At 58.0% G+C, this 16,309-nt stretch carries 16 protein-coding genes; 4 read left to right on the top strand and 12 right to left on the bottom strand.

What is annotated here, in order from left to right; genetic code table 11:
- Positions 1-33: 33 nt before the first annotated feature.
- The 3 genes from OR1_RS04045 to OR1_RS22245 form a co-directional block, all read right to left on the bottom strand.
- Complete coding sequence (locus tag OR1_RS04045; RefSeq protein WP_152609801.1) at positions 34-981, bottom strand: peptidylprolyl isomerase; 948 nt, start codon at positions 979-981, stop codon at positions 34-36.
- Positions 982-1,032: 51 nt separating this feature from the next.
- Entirely contained in the window at positions 1,033-4,470 is a 3,438-nt protein-coding gene (mfd, locus tag OR1_RS04040) for a transcription-repair coupling factor (RefSeq protein ID WP_237754222.1), read from the bottom strand.
- A gap of 112 nt (positions 4,471-4,582) precedes the next feature.
- On the bottom strand, positions 4,583-4,765 hold the full coding sequence (locus tag OR1_RS22245; protein WP_160295209.1) for a hypothetical protein: 183 nt from the start codon (positions 4,763-4,765) through the stop codon (positions 4,583-4,585).
- 164 nt (positions 4,766-4,929) lie between these two features.
- Between OR1_RS22245 and OR1_RS04035 the strand changes: the two genes are divergently transcribed.
- From OR1_RS04035 to OR1_RS04025, 3 genes are all read left to right on the top strand, one after another.
- The gene (locus OR1_RS04035) at positions 4,930-6,264 is read left to right on the top strand and encodes a DEAD/DEAH box helicase (protein ID WP_041970429.1); all 1,335 of its coding nucleotides are present in this window, start codon (positions 4,930-4,932) and stop codon (positions 6,262-6,264) included.
- A gap of 125 nt (positions 6,265-6,389) precedes the next feature.
- Positions 6,390-7,109: a cytochrome c biogenesis protein gene (locus OR1_RS04030; protein WP_041970157.1), complete on the top strand. Its 720-nt coding sequence runs from the start codon at positions 6,390-6,392 to the stop codon at positions 7,107-7,109.
- An 11-nt stretch (positions 7,110-7,120) separates the two neighbouring features.
- A complete protein-coding gene (locus OR1_RS04025; RefSeq protein WP_041970156.1) occupies positions 7,121-7,873 on the top strand; it encodes a cytochrome c biogenesis protein ResB in 753 nt (250 codons plus the stop codon).
- A gap of 27 nt (positions 7,874-7,900) precedes the next feature.
- Here the strand turns inward: OR1_RS04025 and OR1_RS04020 are convergent, their stop codons facing one another.
- Positions 7,901-9,319 (bottom strand): DUF4139 domain-containing protein, encoded by a 1,419-nt coding sequence (locus OR1_RS04020; RefSeq protein ID WP_052440243.1) that lies wholly within the window; start codon positions 9,317-9,319, stop codon positions 7,901-7,903.
- Positions 9,320-9,368: 49 nt separating this feature from the next.
- Positions 9,369-9,941 carry a peptidylprolyl isomerase gene (locus OR1_RS04015; protein WP_041970155.1) on the bottom strand — a complete coding sequence of 191 codons (573 nt, stop codon included), beginning with the start codon at positions 9,939-9,941 and terminating at the stop codon, positions 9,369-9,371.
- Between the two features lie 138 nt (positions 9,942-10,079).
- Between OR1_RS04015 and OR1_RS04010 the strand changes: the two genes are divergently transcribed.
- Positions 10,080-10,376 (top strand): TatA/E family twin arginine-targeting protein translocase, encoded by a 297-nt coding sequence (locus tag OR1_RS04010; protein WP_041970154.1) that lies wholly within the window; start codon positions 10,080-10,082, stop codon positions 10,374-10,376.
- 61 nt (positions 10,377-10,437) lie between these two features.
- Here OR1_RS04010 and ybgF read toward each other — a convergent pair whose 3' ends face one another.
- From ybgF to OR1_RS03975, 7 genes are all read right to left on the bottom strand, one after another.
- On the bottom strand, positions 10,438-11,265 hold the full coding sequence (gene ybgF / locus OR1_RS04005; protein ID WP_041970153.1) for a tol-pal system protein YbgF: 828 nt from the start codon (positions 11,263-11,265) through the stop codon (positions 10,438-10,440).
- 81 nt (positions 11,266-11,346) lie between these two features.
- A complete protein-coding gene (pal, locus tag OR1_RS04000) occupies positions 11,347-11,931 on the bottom strand; it encodes a peptidoglycan-associated lipoprotein Pal (protein ID WP_041970152.1) in 585 nt (194 codons plus the stop codon).
- Positions 11,932-12,063: 132 nt separating this feature from the next.
- Positions 12,064-13,380, bottom strand: a complete 1,317-nt coding sequence (gene tolB / locus OR1_RS03995; RefSeq protein ID WP_041970151.1) for a Tol-Pal system beta propeller repeat protein TolB — start codon at positions 13,378-13,380, stop codon at positions 12,064-12,066.
- 2 nt (positions 13,381-13,382) lie between these two features.
- Positions 13,383-14,150, bottom strand: a complete 768-nt coding sequence (locus OR1_RS03990; RefSeq protein ID WP_041970150.1) for a TonB family protein — start codon at positions 14,148-14,150, stop codon at positions 13,383-13,385.
- Positions 14,147-14,563: a protein TolR gene (gene tolR, locus OR1_RS03985; RefSeq protein ID WP_041970149.1), complete on the bottom strand. Its 417-nt coding sequence runs from the start codon at positions 14,561-14,563 to the stop codon at positions 14,147-14,149. Before tolR ends, OR1_RS03990 begins: the two co-directional genes overlap by 4 nt.
- A gap of 141 nt (positions 14,564-14,704) precedes the next feature.
- The gene (tolQ, locus tag OR1_RS03980) at positions 14,705-15,382 is read right to left on the bottom strand and encodes a protein TolQ (protein WP_041970147.1); all 678 of its coding nucleotides are present in this window, start codon (positions 15,380-15,382) and stop codon (positions 14,705-14,707) included.
- Between the two features lie 78 nt (positions 15,383-15,460).
- The gene (locus OR1_RS03975; RefSeq protein WP_041970146.1) at positions 15,461-16,240 is read right to left on the bottom strand and encodes a carbon-nitrogen family hydrolase; all 780 of its coding nucleotides are present in this window, start codon (positions 16,238-16,240) and stop codon (positions 15,461-15,463) included.
- Positions 16,241-16,309 lie beyond the last annotated feature (69 nt).

Here is a 16,309-nt window from a genome sequence, read left to right as displayed (position 1 = left end):
GGAACTGTTGCCCGGCCCTTCTGTTGTCGGATATTATTTCTTTTCTGGGGCCGGAGGAGCCGTCTTGGGTTCTTCCGGCTGTTTTCCCTTGTCGGCGCCATCGCTCCCGCCATCCATCTTCTTCAGAACATCTTCCTTGATGGTGTACTTCGAGCTCTTCTTCAACTCATCCTTCAGCTTGTCGAAGACTTCCTTCTGCTTGGACGGAAGCAACGCCGCCTTGATCTGGTCCTTGACCTCGGCAAAATCCCTCTGGCCAGCGGCCCGCTTGCCGGTCAGCTTGATGATGTGATAACCGAACTTGGTCTTGACGAGGCCGGAGATCTCTCCTTCCTTGAGACCGAAGGCAACCTTTTCAAACTCCGGAAGCATTGAGCCTTTGCTGAACCAGCCGAGATCGCCACCTTTGGCGCCGGCCGAATCCATGGAATTCTTCTTGGCCAGCTCCTCGAAAGAGCCGCCCGCCTTGATCTGGGCCAGGATATCCTTGGCCAGCTTTTCGTCTTTCACCAGGATATGGCTCGCCTTGATCTGGTCACCGCTCTTGAACTTGTCCTTGTTTTCGTCATAGAACTTCTTCAGGTCGGCATCGGAGATATTGGCCTGCTCCTCAACCTTCTTCTTCAGGTAAGCCTCGACCACCAGCCGTTTTTTCAGCTCTTCGAGCTTGTCCGCCACGAGCTGGCTCTTGTCGACACCGTCCTTTTTGGCCTGCTGCAGGATCAGCTCCCGGATGACCATGGTCTCCAGCATCTCTTTCTTGCCTTCAGCTGTTTCGGTCATCGGCTTCAGGTACGGCGGGAGGTTTTCCATCTCTTTCTTGAAATCTTCTGTGGTAATGGTGGCACCGTTCACCTCGGCGAGTACTTCGCCGCCGCCTTTGGCCGGTTTCGGGCCGTCCTCGGCTTTCTTGGCGCTGCAACCGGCAATCAATGCGACGCTGGCCGCAATTACCGCTAAACTCTTCAGGATTCTAGGCACTTTAAACTCCTTGGAACAAGGTATATTGACAACTTCGGCACGCTAGCACACCTAGCCAAGGCATTTCAAGAGATTTCTGGCCTCTACGAGGATAGCGTCGAACGACCGGTCCGACAGCTCCGCAATCAGCCGGAAGTCGGGGGTAAACTGGTACTGCTTCGGCCGGCTCCGGACCAGCCCGATGATCGTGTCCGGCGATACCGGCGTTTTCGGATGGAACGACAGCAACAGCCGGCTGCCGTCAAACTCGATCTCGCGGATCAGCCGCTGCTTCAGCATGATCCGGATCTTCATGACCTCGATCAGGAAGGTGACCGCCGGCGGCAGCGGCCCGAACCGGTCGGCAAACTCCTGCGCCACATCGGCGACATCTTCCTCGCTCTGCGCCTGGGTGAGCTTCTTGTACAGGATGAGCCGCAGGTTGGGCTGCGGCACGTAATCCTCGGGGATGAAGGCCGGCACCCGCAGCTTCAGCTCCGGTTCGATCCTGACCTCGCGCTCCTCCCCTTTCATCTGGTCGACCGCCTCTTCCAGCATCTCGGTATACAGCTCAAACCCGACCGCGGCGATCTGGCCGGACTGCTTACCCCCCAGCAGGTCGCCGGCGCCCCGGATCTCCAGGTCGTGCGTAGCGATCCGGAACCCAGCCCCGAGCTCGGTGATCTCCTGCATGATCCGGAGCCGCTCCCGGGCATCCTGGGAGATCGCCCCTTCGCCCGGGATCAGGAAGTAGGCGTAGGCCCGCTGCTTCGATCGGCCCACCCGGCCGCGCAGCTGGTACAGCTGAGCCAGGCCGAAGGAGTCGGCGCGGTTGATGATCAGGGTATTGGCAGTCGGGATATCGAGTCCGGACTCGATGATGGTTGTGCAGAGGAGCAGATTGGTCTCGCCGTGCATGAAGCCGAGCATCACCTTTTCCAGCTCCTTTTCGTCCATCTGGCCATGGCCGACGGCGATCTTCGCTTCCGGCACGATCCGCTGCAGGTGCTCCTGCATCAGGCCGATCGACTGCACCCGGTTATGGACGAAAAAGACCTGGCCGCCACGCCGCAGCTCGCGCAACACCGCCTCGCGCACCAGCTCTTCGGAAAATCTCGCCACAAAGGTCTTGATTGCCAGCCGGTCCACGGGCGGGGTATCGATGATCGACAGGTCGCGGATCCCCATCATCGACATGTACAGCGTCCGCGGGATGGGGGTGGCGGTCAGGGTCATGATGTCCACCGTGGCGCGGTACTTCTTGAGCTTCTCCTTATGCGCCACGCCGAAACGTTGCTCTTCGTCCACGATGAGCAGCCCCAGGTCCTTGAACTGGACATCGGCCTGCAGCAGCCGGTGGGTGCCGATAATGACATCGACCTCCCCTTTTGCCACCCGCACCAGGGTCTCCTTCTGCTCCTTCGGCGTCCGGAACCGGGAGAGCATCTCCACCGTTACCGGGTATTCGCTGAATCGCTTGAGAAAAGTCTCCTGATGCTGCTGCGCCAGGATGGTCGTCGGCACCAGGACTGCAACCTGCTTGCCGTCCATCACCGCCTTGAAGGCGCCGCGCATGGCCACTTCGGTCTTGCCGTAACCGACATCGCCGCAGACCAGGCGATCCATCGGCCGGGATGACTGCATGTCGGCCAGCACATCCTCGATGGCCGCCATCTGGTCAGGGGTCTCATCCCAGGCAAAAGCGGCCTCGAACTCCCTGAACATCTCGTCCGGCGGCGAAAAGGGATGCCCCTCCTTCACCTGCCGCTCGGCATAGATCTTCAGCAGCTCGCCGGCCATCTCTTCCACTGCGGCTCTGGCCTTGGCCTTGGCCTTTTCCCACCCCGCGCCGCCGAGCTTGTCGAGATGCGGCTCGACCCCCTCGGCGCCCACATAGCGCTGCACCAGGTTGAGCCGGTCCACCGGCAGGTAGAGCCGGTCGCTCCCGGCGTATTCGAGGAGGAGGAAATCCCCCTCGACATCGCCGAGGGTCAGATGCTGCAGCCCCCGGTAGAGCCCCACGCCGAAATCGAGATGCACCATATGGTCGCCCGGCTTCAGCTCGGCCAGGGAGGTGAGGATCTGCTTCTTGCGCGCCTCGGTAAGCCCGCGGCGACGCGAGCGGGGGCCGAAGATCTCCTCTTCCGCCACCACCACGAGCTTCTCGTCCGGTATCCGGAACCCTCTGGAGATGTCGCCGGTAAGGATCGAGACCCGCCGGTCCCTGCGCTCCAGCAGTATCGGGAACAGGGCGTCATCGAGCGCTACCGGCAGGCCGTGGGGAGAGAGCAGGTCGTAGAGCCGCTGCGATTGCGGCTTCTGACTGCAGATCACCATGACGCGCTGCTGGTCGCCAAGCCAGCCGGAAATCTTGTCGATCAGCGGCTTGAGCACCCCTTCGCTGTCGGGTGACAGGGAAATCCGCAGATCGGAATTGTCCTGGCTTTTGATTGCGGTGGTGACCGATCCCGGGTCGAGCAGTTCAAGCATCGGCAGTGAAACCGAAGGACCGGCTGAGATAAATCCTTTGACCTCGTCACCCGTCATGAACAGGGCATGCCGCTCGCAGACGATCTCTTCGCGTTCCTGGGCCTTGGCCTCGCTAAGTTCAAGCTCGCCGCCAAACCGCTCGATGGCGGCATCTATGGCATCCGGATCGGTCAGGACCCTGATGGCGGAGCTGCCGAGATACGTAAACAGCGTCTCGAGATCGGGGTGGAAGAGCGGCTGCAGATACTCGACACCCGGAGGGTAGATGGCGCTCTGCAACTGCTCCAGAAGCTCGCGCCGCCGGGGGAGCGGTATATCCAGGGAGTCGCACAGCTTTTTCAGGCGCGGCGGCAGCTGCTGCATCACCTCATGATTGAGGATAATCTCCCTTGATGGGAGCAGGACCAGCTCTTCGAGCGGTTGCAGCGAACGCTGGGTCAGCGGATCGAATGTCCTGATGGTCTCAACGAAATCGCCGAAGAACTCGATCCTGACCGGAGCGGCGAGGTTGGGGGGGAAGATGTCCAGAATCCCGCCCCGCGCGGCAAAAGAACCGCGATCCTCAACCAGCGGCACGTGCGAATACCCGAGCCGCACCAGTTTCTCCAGCAGCGCCTCGCGGTCGGCCTCTTCGCCGGCAAGCAGGTAATCGGAGACCTTCCCCAGGTCGGACCGGGAGAGGAGCCGCTGGCAGAGAGCGGTTACCGGCGCCACCACGACCTGGGCCGTGCCGTTGGTGATGGCGAACAGGGTGTTCAGCCTGCGACCGGTAATATCGGGATGGGGCGAGGCGTGCTCAAAGGGGGCGTTCTCCCAAGCGGGAAAGAGCATGACGCTTTCCTTGAAGCCGCTGTAATAGGAGAGCTCGCGATAAATCTCGTCGCTGGAATCGGAGTCCGGGGTGATAACGAGCAGCGGTGCCGTCGTTGCCGCCATCATCCGGGAAAGCAGCCAGGCCGGAGCCGAACCGCGCAGACCGGTTATGGAGAATCGCGCCGCCGGGGACTCAACCCTCGCCATTATTTCTTTGATTATCGCATCAATGGCCATGACTGGTGAGGATAGCAGAAAAAACTGTTCTGTTCCACCGCAAGAAAAATGCGACCTCCTTTCCGGCCCGGGGCTCGGCAACTCACAATACATTTTTGCCCAAAAACGGTCTTTTAATGAAAAAGCTTGCTTTATTTGAAAAGATGCTGGTATAAGAGATATTCACATTGCCCTGGCGGGCAGTTATGTCGTCCTCTTCACGCAGGTTGCAGCTCTTCACCGCACCCCACGCAGTCATCGCAGGCCGCCTTTCTCGATCCGCCATCGCTTAAAACTCAGCATAACAATATGCGTCCACCTGAAGGAATGCGCCGTTTTCGGTCTTGCCCGGCTATGTCTGCCTGCAACCGTCAGTGCCTCACCTTGAACGGCGGGCTCAAAAACAGCTGTCCGGAAAGCTCCGGACCATCCAGAAAGAAGGAACAGTTAATGACATTTACCGAACTCAACCTCTCACCATCCATCCTCAAGGCGCTCGGCGCCTGCGGCTACAAGGAGCCGACCGGCATCCAGGCCGAAGCGATCCCCAAGGCCATGGCCGCACAGGATATCATCGCCTCGGCCCAGACGGGGACTGGCAAAACCGCTGCCTTTGTCCTCCCTGCGCTGCAGAGGCTTTCCGCCCCTCCGGTCGCACCGGGTAAAGGACCGCGGATCCTGGTTCTTACCCCGACCAGGGAACTGGCAAACCAGGTCACCGACGCAGTAAGGACCTACGGCAAGTTCATGCGGGTCCGGAGCGGCGCCATTCTCGGCGGCATGCCTTACCGTGAACAGTTGCGGATGCTCTCGGCACCGGTTGATTTTATCGTTGCCACCCCGGGCAGGCTCATCGACCATCTTGAGAACGGCAGACTCAACCTCTCCCGGCTGGAGATGCTCATCCTTGACGAGGCCGACCGGATGCTGGACATGGGATTTGTCGAGGATGTGGAAAAGATCGCCGCGGCAACCCCTTCGGCAAGGCAGACCCTTATGTTCTCGGCGACCCTCGACCATCGCATCAAAAAACTGGCCGGCGGGCTCCTGAAGAACCCGGAACTGATCCAGATCGCGCCAAACCAGGTGACCCATGCCAACATCGAACAGCGCCTGCTGGTCGCCGACAGCCTGCCGCACAAGAACCGGCTCCTGGAGCACCTTCTGGCCGAGCAGGACGTAAAAAAGGCGATTGTATTCTCCGCCACCAAGCGCGACGCCGATTCGCTCGCCAAGGACCTTGCGGCATTAGGCCACAAGGCGGCAGCCCTCCACGGCGACATGACCCAGGGGGCGCGGAACCGTACCATAACCAACATGCACCGCGGCCAGGTCAAGGTGCTGGTAGCCACCGATGTTGCCGCCCGCGGACTGGACGTAACCGGCATCAGTCACGTCATCAACTTCGATCTCCCCAAGTTTGCCGAGGACTACGTGCACCGTATTGGCCGCACCGGTCGCGCCGGGGCCTCCGGAATCGCCATCTCCTTTGTCTCCCACAACGAGATCAGCTATCTCGACCGGATCGAGAAGTTTACCGGCTCCGCATTGCCCCTGCATGTCATTCCCGGCCTGGAGCCGATGCAGCCGCTGCGCAGGCTTGCCAAAGGGAAAGGCGCCGGCGCCTCCCGCGGCCGTGCCGCAGCTGCGCCGCAGCGGAGCGGAAAGAGCAATGCCTCGACATCCACCAGCGCTGCCAACAGCAAGAGCAGGCGCTGGGGCGCGCCCAGGCGTGACCAGGCTCCGGTAGTCGTCTACCGGAACAAAAGCCAGAAAGCAAGCTAACTCTCCTTGCCCATAAGGCAATTGAAGATTTCATAAACAAAATAACGCCTCCTGACCGTTTCCCGGCAGGAGGCGTTTCAATTTCCCCTTGCTACGCTCCGGCATATCATTGTAAGTTCCATGCCATGAAATGGCTCCTGATCACCTCAGCCGCACTTTATCTGTTCGGCTCCTATTCCCGGCCTCTGTTCGTTGCCGGGCTCGTCGCAGAGCTGATCCACATGGGGATGCGCGGGCAAGCCCTAGGCCGCCTCCCGCTGATTGGCCCGCACGATACCATGGCGTTCTTTTCCACTTCCATTGCGCTGATGGGACTGCCGTTCCTGTATAGCCGCGGCGCGAAAAAGGATTCGACCCTTTCCTGGAGTATCGGCGCGTTGGCTGCCCTTTTTGCGCTGCTGGCGCTGCCGTTCCGCTCCATGAACATGCCGCTGCCGCCGGTTCTCAACACCCTCTGGTTCGAACTCCATGTGGCCCTCGCCTTCTTTGCCTACGGCCTGTTCGGCATCGGTGCGATCCTCGGCGGCCTGTACCTTGCCTGCAACGAACGAACGCTGCTCGACCTCCAGTACAAGGCCAGCCTGATCGGCTACTCGTTCTTTTCCGCCTCAATGGTCTCCGGCGGGATCTGGGGTTACTATGCCTGGGGCACCTACTGGCTCTGGACCCCGAAAGAGCTCTGGACTTCCATTCTCTGGCTCTTTTACTCGCTGTACCTGCACCTGCGGCTGAAAGGTTCCAATGCCGACCGGATCGTCGCCTGGGCCGGGATCATCGGCTTCGGCGTAACACTATTCACCTATCTGGGCGTGAGCATGCTGATGAAAAGCTCACACAGTTTTTGATTCGGGGACCTATGCGCAAACTGTATGAATTCCTCACATCCCTTGACCTCGGTATCTGGCTGGTTACCGGAGTGATGCTGTTTATCGGCATCGGCTCGTTCGTTGCCAAGGAAGGTTCGGCGATCAACGATGTCCCGCTGTTCATCTGGTTGACTCAGGCCCCGCCTGCAGAAACCTGGTGGCTCTGGGTAACGGTCGCAATCCTGGCGCTGCTGGCGCTCAATACGGTGCTATGCAGCATCGAGTCGCTCCGGGCCAAATGGCAGCGGGGGAGCTTTCTGATCAGGATTGCACCGCAGGTGATGCATCTCGGTTTTTTGCTGATCGTGCTGGCGCATCTCTTCAGCGCCTATGGCGGGTTCAAGGATGGGGGGCCGCTTCCCGAGGGAGGGGCGTTCAATTTCCCCGACGGCTCCAGACTGGAACTGGTCAGGCTTGACGCGCGGATCGGGCCGATGGGGATGCCGCTGGACTTCAGCGGCTCACTGCGGCACTTGACCCCTGGCGGGGTCATCACTGGGACTTTCAGCCCTAATCACCCCTATTTTTATCAGGGATTCGGGGTCTATCTGAAAAATGTCGAGATCATGCCGGCCAAGACCGCCCTGGTCGAGATCCACCGGGAACCCGGGGCAGGGGTTGCCCTGGCCGGTGCGCTGCTCTTCACGGTCGCAAACCTGATGCTGATCTGGCTGAGAAGAGGCAGGCGGGCCGGAAGCGCCAATGAAAAAGCCCCCGAGGAGTTACAGACCTCGGAGGCTTGACGCTGACTATGAGCTGGCATTATCGATCTAGTACCGCACCCTTACCCGGTAGGTAAGCCTCGCCTCGTTGTCCTTTTTGACCATAACGTTGAACTCCGCCGTCTGGCTGTCGCTTTTTACCGACGGCAGCGAAGAATCGACTATCTGCCAGTCACCGGTCATCGGCTCGGTCACTTTTACTATGATATCGTCCTTCTTGTGGTTTCTGATGACCACCTCCCAGGCGGCCTCATAGGTGTCATTGGCAAGCTTTTTCCAGTCCGTCTGCCGCCTGGTGGCCGTAACGTCAAAGGCGTCCCCTACCTTCACCCGCACCTTCTCATCCTTGGGGGTGTGGTCGATGGTATCCTCACCAACGAACTGCAGGGCAGCATCGGCGTCCTGCTGATAGACCCTGATGGTCCCTTTGGGAAGCGGCATTCCCAGCCCGTTTATTTCCTGGTTTTCCAGCTCGACATAAACCCCGACCTTATGTTTTGTCTCGCCCCCCCGCGCATTGCCGTACCACCCCTGATCCGCACGCATGACGAGTTCCCTCCGGACCGGAACGGAGTTGGCCGAAAGCAGGCTGATCTGCTTGGTCTGGTTATCCTTTATGGTCGACTGGCGGCCCAGAGTGTAGAGATGGTACTCGAACAACCCCTCTTCCTTGAACTGGGGCGCCGCGGCAGCCATCTCAGGCATTGCGCCTTTGTACATCCTCGGCCGCTGCAGGTCTTCGCGGACCCGGTTCACGTCACCCGCGACAAGCTTCAGCCTGGCGTCGCGATAGGTTATCCCGCTCCGGTTGTCGATGGTTACCCAGCCGGCAAGATCGGCAAGGCTGCTCTCTTTCGCCAGGGTCAACACATAATCGGCTTTCCAGCTGACACCGCTGGTCAGGTAACTCGCCTCGACCGGGCGCTTCCCGGCATCTACCCCCTCCAATAACCAGACCAGCGTCGGAGTGGCGATCAGGTCTGCCGGCACCGACGGGAATATGACCCTTCCGGGGTGATTGAAGGTGATATCTTTGCCGATTTTGTAGATCGGGGCGCCGTTGTTGGCCAGGAGCGTTGCCGTTACCTCTTCTTCCCGCTCCGAATAAGGGTTCTTCTGATACAGCCGGACCTCTTTCCCGACATATTTATCGAGCAGTTTCTGCGGGTTGAGCAGATCATATTCATAGTTTTGCTCCAGAACCTGGAACGAGTTCCCGAATGTCGTGACCTGAACGCTTGCCGGGATTATCTGGGCCGCCACATCCATGAACCGCAACTCCGAGACCCCTTTGGGCACGGCAATGTTCCGGCGGTCCCTGACCAGCCCGAGATTCGAATTATAGACCGTCAGTGATATCTCCTCACGATCGGCCTGACTGGACAGCACCGGCGCAGTGTCCGCCCACGACATTACCGGCAGCATCATGACCGTTGCCACTGCAAAATGAGCAATTCGCCTGTTCATCTGCCCCTCCTTGAAATCAAAGGGCGCCACATGGCGCCCTTTAGTTGTTCTATTTCAAGACCTTTACCGACTTGATCAGGATCGGAGTTTTCGGCACGTTCTGGAAGACGGCATTTTTTCGCTCTTGCGGCGCGGACACGATCTTATCGGCCACATCCATTCCATCGATGACCTTGCCGAAAACCGCATACCCGTAACCGTCGAAACTGGGACGATTGAGGCTGTTGTTGTTAACCACGTTTATGAAGAACTGGGAGGTGGCACTGTTCGGGTCGGACGTCCTTGCCATGGCAATGGTGCCGCGATCGTTTTTCAACCCATTATCGGCCTCGTTCTTGATCGCAGGCCTGGCACCCGGCTTAGGCTGGAGTTCGGCAGTCAGGCCGCCCCCCTGCGCCATGAACCCCGGAATGATCCGGTGAAAAACCGTTCCGGCATAGTAGCCGCTGTTGGCGTATTCGATAAAATTCTTGACCGAGATCGGCGCCTCTTTCTGGAACAGCTCGATCTTGACGTTCCCCAGGCTCGTCTCCATGAGGACCACCGGATTTTTTTCCGCTGCAAAACAGCAGGTGGCTGCAAGCAGACAGAGAGCGATTGCACCGAACAGTTTCTTGAACATGTTATCTCCTCCTGGATAGTTGATGATGTCCGTTTATACGCCAGTTGGGATGGCTGGTCAAGCTCTCCCCCTTGATCGCTTGACACTGCCGAGCAAAGCCTCTATATTCATGTCAAATCCTTAATAAGTGAGGCTCCCATGTTTGGTATCGGCATGCCTGAATTAATAATCATCCTGGTAATAGCGCTTATCGTTATCGGACCGCAGAAACTGCCCGACATTGCCCGGTCTCTGGGAAAAGGCCTGGCCGAGTTCAAGCGAGCTTCCGATGACTTCAGGCAGGGAATCAGCGAAGAAGCCAGGGCCGAAGAAGAAAAGGAGCGCCTGGCAAAAGAGGCGGCTGAGAAGGAAAAACAGATGAAAGAAGCTGAAACCGCCTACGCGAAACCCGAGGAACCGAAAAAAGAGCCGGTTGCAGAGCAGCCGAAGGCCTGAAATCGAATCCGCAGTCTGATGACTCGAAAAGAAATGGCGAGGAGCAACTCCTCGCCATTTTTTATTTCAACTCCTTCAACTTCTCCTTGGCAACTTTGACTTCATCTGCCAGCGGATAGTTTTCAATCAGTTTCTTAAACACGAACCGGGCGCTCTTGGCATCGTCAAGCTCCTTAAACGCCATGGCCTGCTTGAGGAGGGCCGCCGGGGCCTTCCCTTTGTTCGGAAACTCCTTGACCACCTTCTCGAACTCAAGAATTGCCTGATCGTAGACCTTCTCGGAATAATACGTTTCACCCAGCCAGTAATGGGCATTGGCAATCAGCTCATGTTTCGGGAACAGTTCAATGAAACGACTCAACTGTTCGCGTGATTTGGCAAAATCACCGGCCTTATAGGCGTCGATACCTTTCTGGTAGATGGCGTCGGGGGTTTTTTCCGCCTCACGGTTTCGCAACTCGGTGGCGGTTTTTTGCAGATCGTCCAGGCTTTTCTCGATCTTTTCCAGCCTCTTCTCGATTCCGGCATGCTTGCGGTCGACATCTTCACGCAGCAGCGCCAGGTCATCGACAGGTTTTTTCAGCTGCAGCGCGAAATCATCCACCTTGCCGCCCATGACCTGCACATCGACCTTGGAGGCATCAACCGCCACCTGCAGATCCGCAGTCACTTTTCGCAACGAATCGATATCCTTCTGGAACCCCTTGAGATTGGTCTCCAGCCCCTCCCGCGCTTCACTCCGAACCCCGCCCAGTTCCTTCTCCACCTTGATGGTCCGCCCCTTCATCTCATCAAGGTCCTGTTGAAGGAGTTCTATATCGCCCCTGGTTGCGCAGCCGGCTGCCATCAGCAGGCAACAGCCCAACAACCCGATTTTCACGACTTGCATAAATACCTCTCTGTCTTGACCGGTTCAGAACGAAAAAAGGAGCCGAGTTACCGGCTCCTCGATAATGTGTTGTCGCAAAGACTAGTTGGCAACCACAAACTCGGCGCGACGGTTCTTGGCCCAGGCAGCCTCGTCATGGCCGGGATCTGCCGGCTTTTCCTTGCCGTAACTGATTGTGGACAGCCTCGATGCCGGAACACCCAAAGTCATCAGGTAGTTCATGGCGGACTTGGCGCGGCGCTCGCCGAGGGCAAGGTTGTACTCTGCCGACCCGCGCTCGTCGCAGTGGCCCTCAACCTGGATTTTCAGGCCGGTCTGCTTCTTGAGCAGGACCGAGGCATTAGCGGAAAGGGTATCACGTGCCGATGACGTCAAAATGGCCGAGTCGAAATCATAATACACTGTCTTCAACAGCCCATTTGCCTGAGCTGCTGCCGCTGAAGCGGACGCCTCATCCTTTGCCACCGGCGACTCTTTTATGGCAGGTGATGCAATTTTCTCTTCCTGGACAGCCTGCTTTGCCGCCTCGGACTGCTTCAGCTGCTTCTCAGAAGAAGGGGCCGTCAACGGCTGTTCCGGAGTCACCACTTGCTCCTTAGCACATCCGTTCAGCATGAGCGCACCGCATAACATCACCAAAGACCAAAGACATATAACCTTACGCATCTCATCCTCCTCATTTGGATTTAAGCACTCAGAAAATAAATTAACAGCCTACTCTAACGAATTCCTTGCAATTATACATAAGACTGTTGCGTTTTCAATCATTCATAGCTGACAACAACAAAAATAATCAACCTACCACCGGGGTGACCAGACCGGAGAGGAATCGGACGTTCCCCCGCGGGAGATCTTTGTCTGGCCGGTGCCGTCGCTTCTCATGATATAGACCGACTCCCGACCCCCCCTTTTCGAACTGAAAGCGATGAAGCGGCCATCCGGAGACCAGCGCGGATGTTCATTGCTCCCTTCCCGGGTTAGCTGGGTGTCTCCGGTGCCGTCGGGGTTGATCGTAAAAATCTGAAAGCCGCCGCCCATCTGTCGGCAGTACGCAATTTTGTCCCCCCGCGGCGACCATCGCGGGCCAACATTGTAGGCGCCGCTGGTGGTCAGCCTCCGGACGTTCCTGCCGTCGCTATCCATGATATAGACCTGCGGCTTCCCCAACCGGTCCGACACGAAGGCAATCTGCTTGGCGTCCGGCGACCATGCCGGAGCGATCTCAATGGCATCGTTATTTGTCAGCCGGCTGAGCTGCTTCCCTTCCTTGCTCAGGAGATAGATCTCCGCATTCCCGTCCTTGCTCATGGAAAGCGCAATCCTGTTGCCGTCCGGCGCAAATGCCCCGGTAATATTGGTGCCGCGGGCAGTGGTAACCCTGGCCTCGGCGCCGCTGGCAAGCTCCCGGCGATACAGGTCCGGGTTCCCTTTTTTGTAGGAGGTGTAAATCAGCTCCCTGCCGTTCGGGGAGAAATCGGGGTAGAGGTTGATCGAGCCGTTCTTGGTGATCCGCTGGATATTCTGGCCGTCGTAATCCATCAGATATATTTCCTTGTTCCTCGTTGCCGTGGAAACAAAGGCGATCTTGCAGGTAAAAGGACCGCGAATCCCGGTCATTGCCGACATGATATCATCGGAAAAGGTGTGCACCACCCGTCTGACGTCCCGCTTGGAACCGGTGTAGCGCTTTGCGGCCAGCTCCTTCTCGGTCAGGACATCATAAAGCCGGAATTCAATGGAAACGGAATCTCCGGACACAACATAGCCGCTCTTGATGAGCAGGTCGGTACCGGCGGCCCGCCATGAAGCCATGTCGAAATCGCCGGGCCTGATGCCGCTGCGCGATTCCGTAACCTGTGGCTCCGAAACCGAGAACGGACCCGCAAGGGTCATGTCGAACTTAAATACATCGATTATTGCGCGGGCAACATCCTGATTCACGCCTCCAGACAATGCTGCCGGGGGAGCGATGGCAAGCTGCAGCTGCCGGTTGCCCGGAGCCGAGACCTCAAGATAACCCTGCTGCCCCGACAGTATCAGCGGGCTGGCACAGATAACGGCGACAAGAAGCGCCGACATGATCAGAACCCTTATTCCAGCACTGCAACGCTTCATTTTCACTGTTTCCCAACTCCCTGGGCCGTGAATATGAACCCATACTCAAAGCTTCCGCCATTGGGCGGGGGACGGAACTCCCTCTCCGCCTTTACAATGGCACGGTTAACGGCATCCTCGAAGAGCCGGTCGCCGGTCGAGCTTTCCGTGCGCCGCTTCAGCACCCTGCCGTTTTTGTCGATAGTCAGGATCACGGTCATACGCGGTGTTTTATCCTGGTAGGCAATCGTAGTCTTGAACGCATCGACCAGCCTGGAGCGGATATAGCTCGCATAATCGCTGCCCGACTCATGCCCGGTCCCACCGGGAATGCCGGCCTGGCCCTTGCCTCGCACGGCGGCCTTTTTCCGGATGGCGTCCATCGCAGCCGCTTCATGCCGGGCATCGGAAGACTGTTGCAACCGGGCAAGGCGATCCTCGAACTCCTTGGAGCTCTCCTCGGCAGTCCGGGTGGGAGTAGTGGCTGCTTTGGCAGGCTTTCCCGCCGGTTTCTGCCCGGATTCCTTTGCCGGGAGCTTCATCTCCGGCGCAGGCGGCTTTACGGCCGGAGGGGGAGAAGGCGCAGTTCCCGCAGCCGAAGGAGATCCCTGTTGCGGTGATGCGACCGGAAGATTTACCACGTCCACGTAATACACCGGGGCTTCAGTGACCGGCGCTGAAGGGAAGAAGTGGAACCAGGCAAAAAGCCCGTAAATCGCCAGGTGAAAGATAAGAGAAACGGGCAGGGTGGGCAGCAGCCCCTTATCGTTCCGCTTTACGGAAGGATTCATTGCCTTGAGGCCGGCTCCGTTACCATGCCGAGTCGTTCCACCCCGGCACCCTTGATTTCGGCCATAGTCTTGACAACTTCACCGTAAGGGACATCGCGGTCGGCCTTGAGAAACACCTCTTTCTTCGCCCGGTTCACGAACATGGCTGCCAGCTTGGTCTTCAACTCACCCTGCGGCACTTCGTTCTTATCGATGAATATCCGGCCGCTCTTCTCTATGGAGACCACAATCGCCTCTTCAGGAGACTTGAGCGCCTTTGTTTCGGCCTTGGGGAGGTTTACCTGGACCCCTTGCTGCATCATGGGAGCCGTAACCATGAATATGACCAGCAGAACCAGCATGACGTCAACCAGCGGAGTGACGTTGATCTGCGACATTGTCCCGCGGTCGGAGTTTCGATGTCCTATATCCATATTTTCCCCTTGTTACCCGGAAGCGTTGATTTTTCGCAAGGTCAAGGCGCTCAAGGGATTACGCGGAGGCGTACTCAAAAGTACGCCGCACAAATAATCCCGCCGAGCAACACAGAGATTGCGGAAAAGCAGCGTTTCCCCCTACTTTTTGGCAAAGGTTCGTTGTACGATGTTAAGAAACTCGGTGGAGAAGTTGTCCATTTCACCGATCAACACCTTGATCTTGTTCTGGAAATGGTTGTACCCCATGACCGCCGGTATGGCGGCAACAAGGCCGATGGCGGTGGCAATAAGAGCTTCGGCGATCCCCGGCGCTACCACGGCGAGGGATGCGGAGCCGGTCTCGCCGATCCCTTTGAATGCGGTCATGATCCCCCACACAGTTCCGAAAAGCCCTATGAATGGAGCTGTAGAACCTGTGGTGGCCAGGAATGTCAGGTACTTTTCCAGACGGGTAATTTCCGAAGTGGTGGCACGGCGGAGGGCACGGGCAATATTGTCTATGCCGCCGAGATCGGTACTGACCCCGCTTTCCGGCGCATGCGACGTCTCCCCCTGCTCCATCAGCTTTTTAAGCTCCGAATACCCTTCGCTGAAAAGCACTGTCAGCGGAGAATTCGCATATCGATCCAGTTGCGAGTTGATCGATTCAAACTTCTTCGTCTTCCAGAAAAAATCCATGAACCGGTTGGATTCATTGTTGGCCTTGTAAACCTGCAGCAGCTTGTAAAAAATAATGGCCCAGGATACTACGGAAAAATAGAGCAGGATGAAAAGGACCAGCTTGACCACCAGTCCGGTGCCGGCGAAAAATGCCACGATTAATACCTCCTGAATGAGTGCGAGCCGTCAAACCTGGAAAAAATAGTCCTTACTTTATGGTTAGTCAACACGATTTTAATAATATTCGGGCTTCCGGTCTTTGAAGCAAGGAATCTGCTCCCGCCATTTCCGCATCTCCCCGAAATCCAGATCCCTGACTATCTCGACCGGCTCGTACCCCCCCTCGGCCATCACCACCCCTTTCGGGTCAATGATCATGCTCATCCCGAAAAAATCGAGCTTCCCGGTCATGCCGCAGCAGTTGGCCGCGACCACGAACAGCTGATTTTCAATGGCCCGGGCGCGCAGCAGGGTCCGCCAGTGCTCCTCGCGCGGCTTCGGCCATTCGCCCGGCACAACGATGATCTCCGCCCCTTCCAGGGCCAGCCGCCGGGCAAGCTCGGGGAAACGGAGGTCGTAACAGATGAACACGCCGATCCGCCCGGCGCTGGTATCCGCCACCACCCATTGGTTGCCGCCGGTAAAGGAACGGTCTTCGCTCATCAGGGAGAAGAGGTGGATCTTCCGGTACTTGCCGGCCAGCTTTCCCTTGTCCATGATGTAGGCCGTGTTGCAGACCTTGTCGCCGTCCGGTTCCGGCAGGCTCCCGACCAGCACCATGTTGTACTCCGTGGACAATCGGCCCATCTCCTCGACCAGCTCCGGAGTCCGCTGCGCCAGTTGGTTCAGCTCCTTGTAGGCAAAGCCGCTGCTCCAGACCTCGGGCAGCACGGCGAGCTGGGCCCCCTGCCCCGCCACCCTGGCAATGGCCTCCCTGGCCGCCGCCACATTGGCGTCGATATCAGCCAGTTTAATGTTTAGCTGGATGGCCGCGGCACGAATAATTCCGGACATGCTCAAACCTCCTTCGGACCTGTTGATGACCGCTTTGCAGCGAGCATCCAAGTGTACTGACAAGCTGTT

Origin of the sequence: Geobacter sp. OR-1 (assembly GCF_000813145.1) — a bacterium.
In the GTDB taxonomy this organism is placed as follows: domain Bacteria; phylum Desulfobacterota; class Desulfuromonadia; order Geobacterales; family DSM-12255; genus Geoanaerobacter.
The sequence above is the reverse complement of the archived record's forward strand: the minus strand, read 5'-3'. Positions and strand labels throughout refer to the sequence as shown.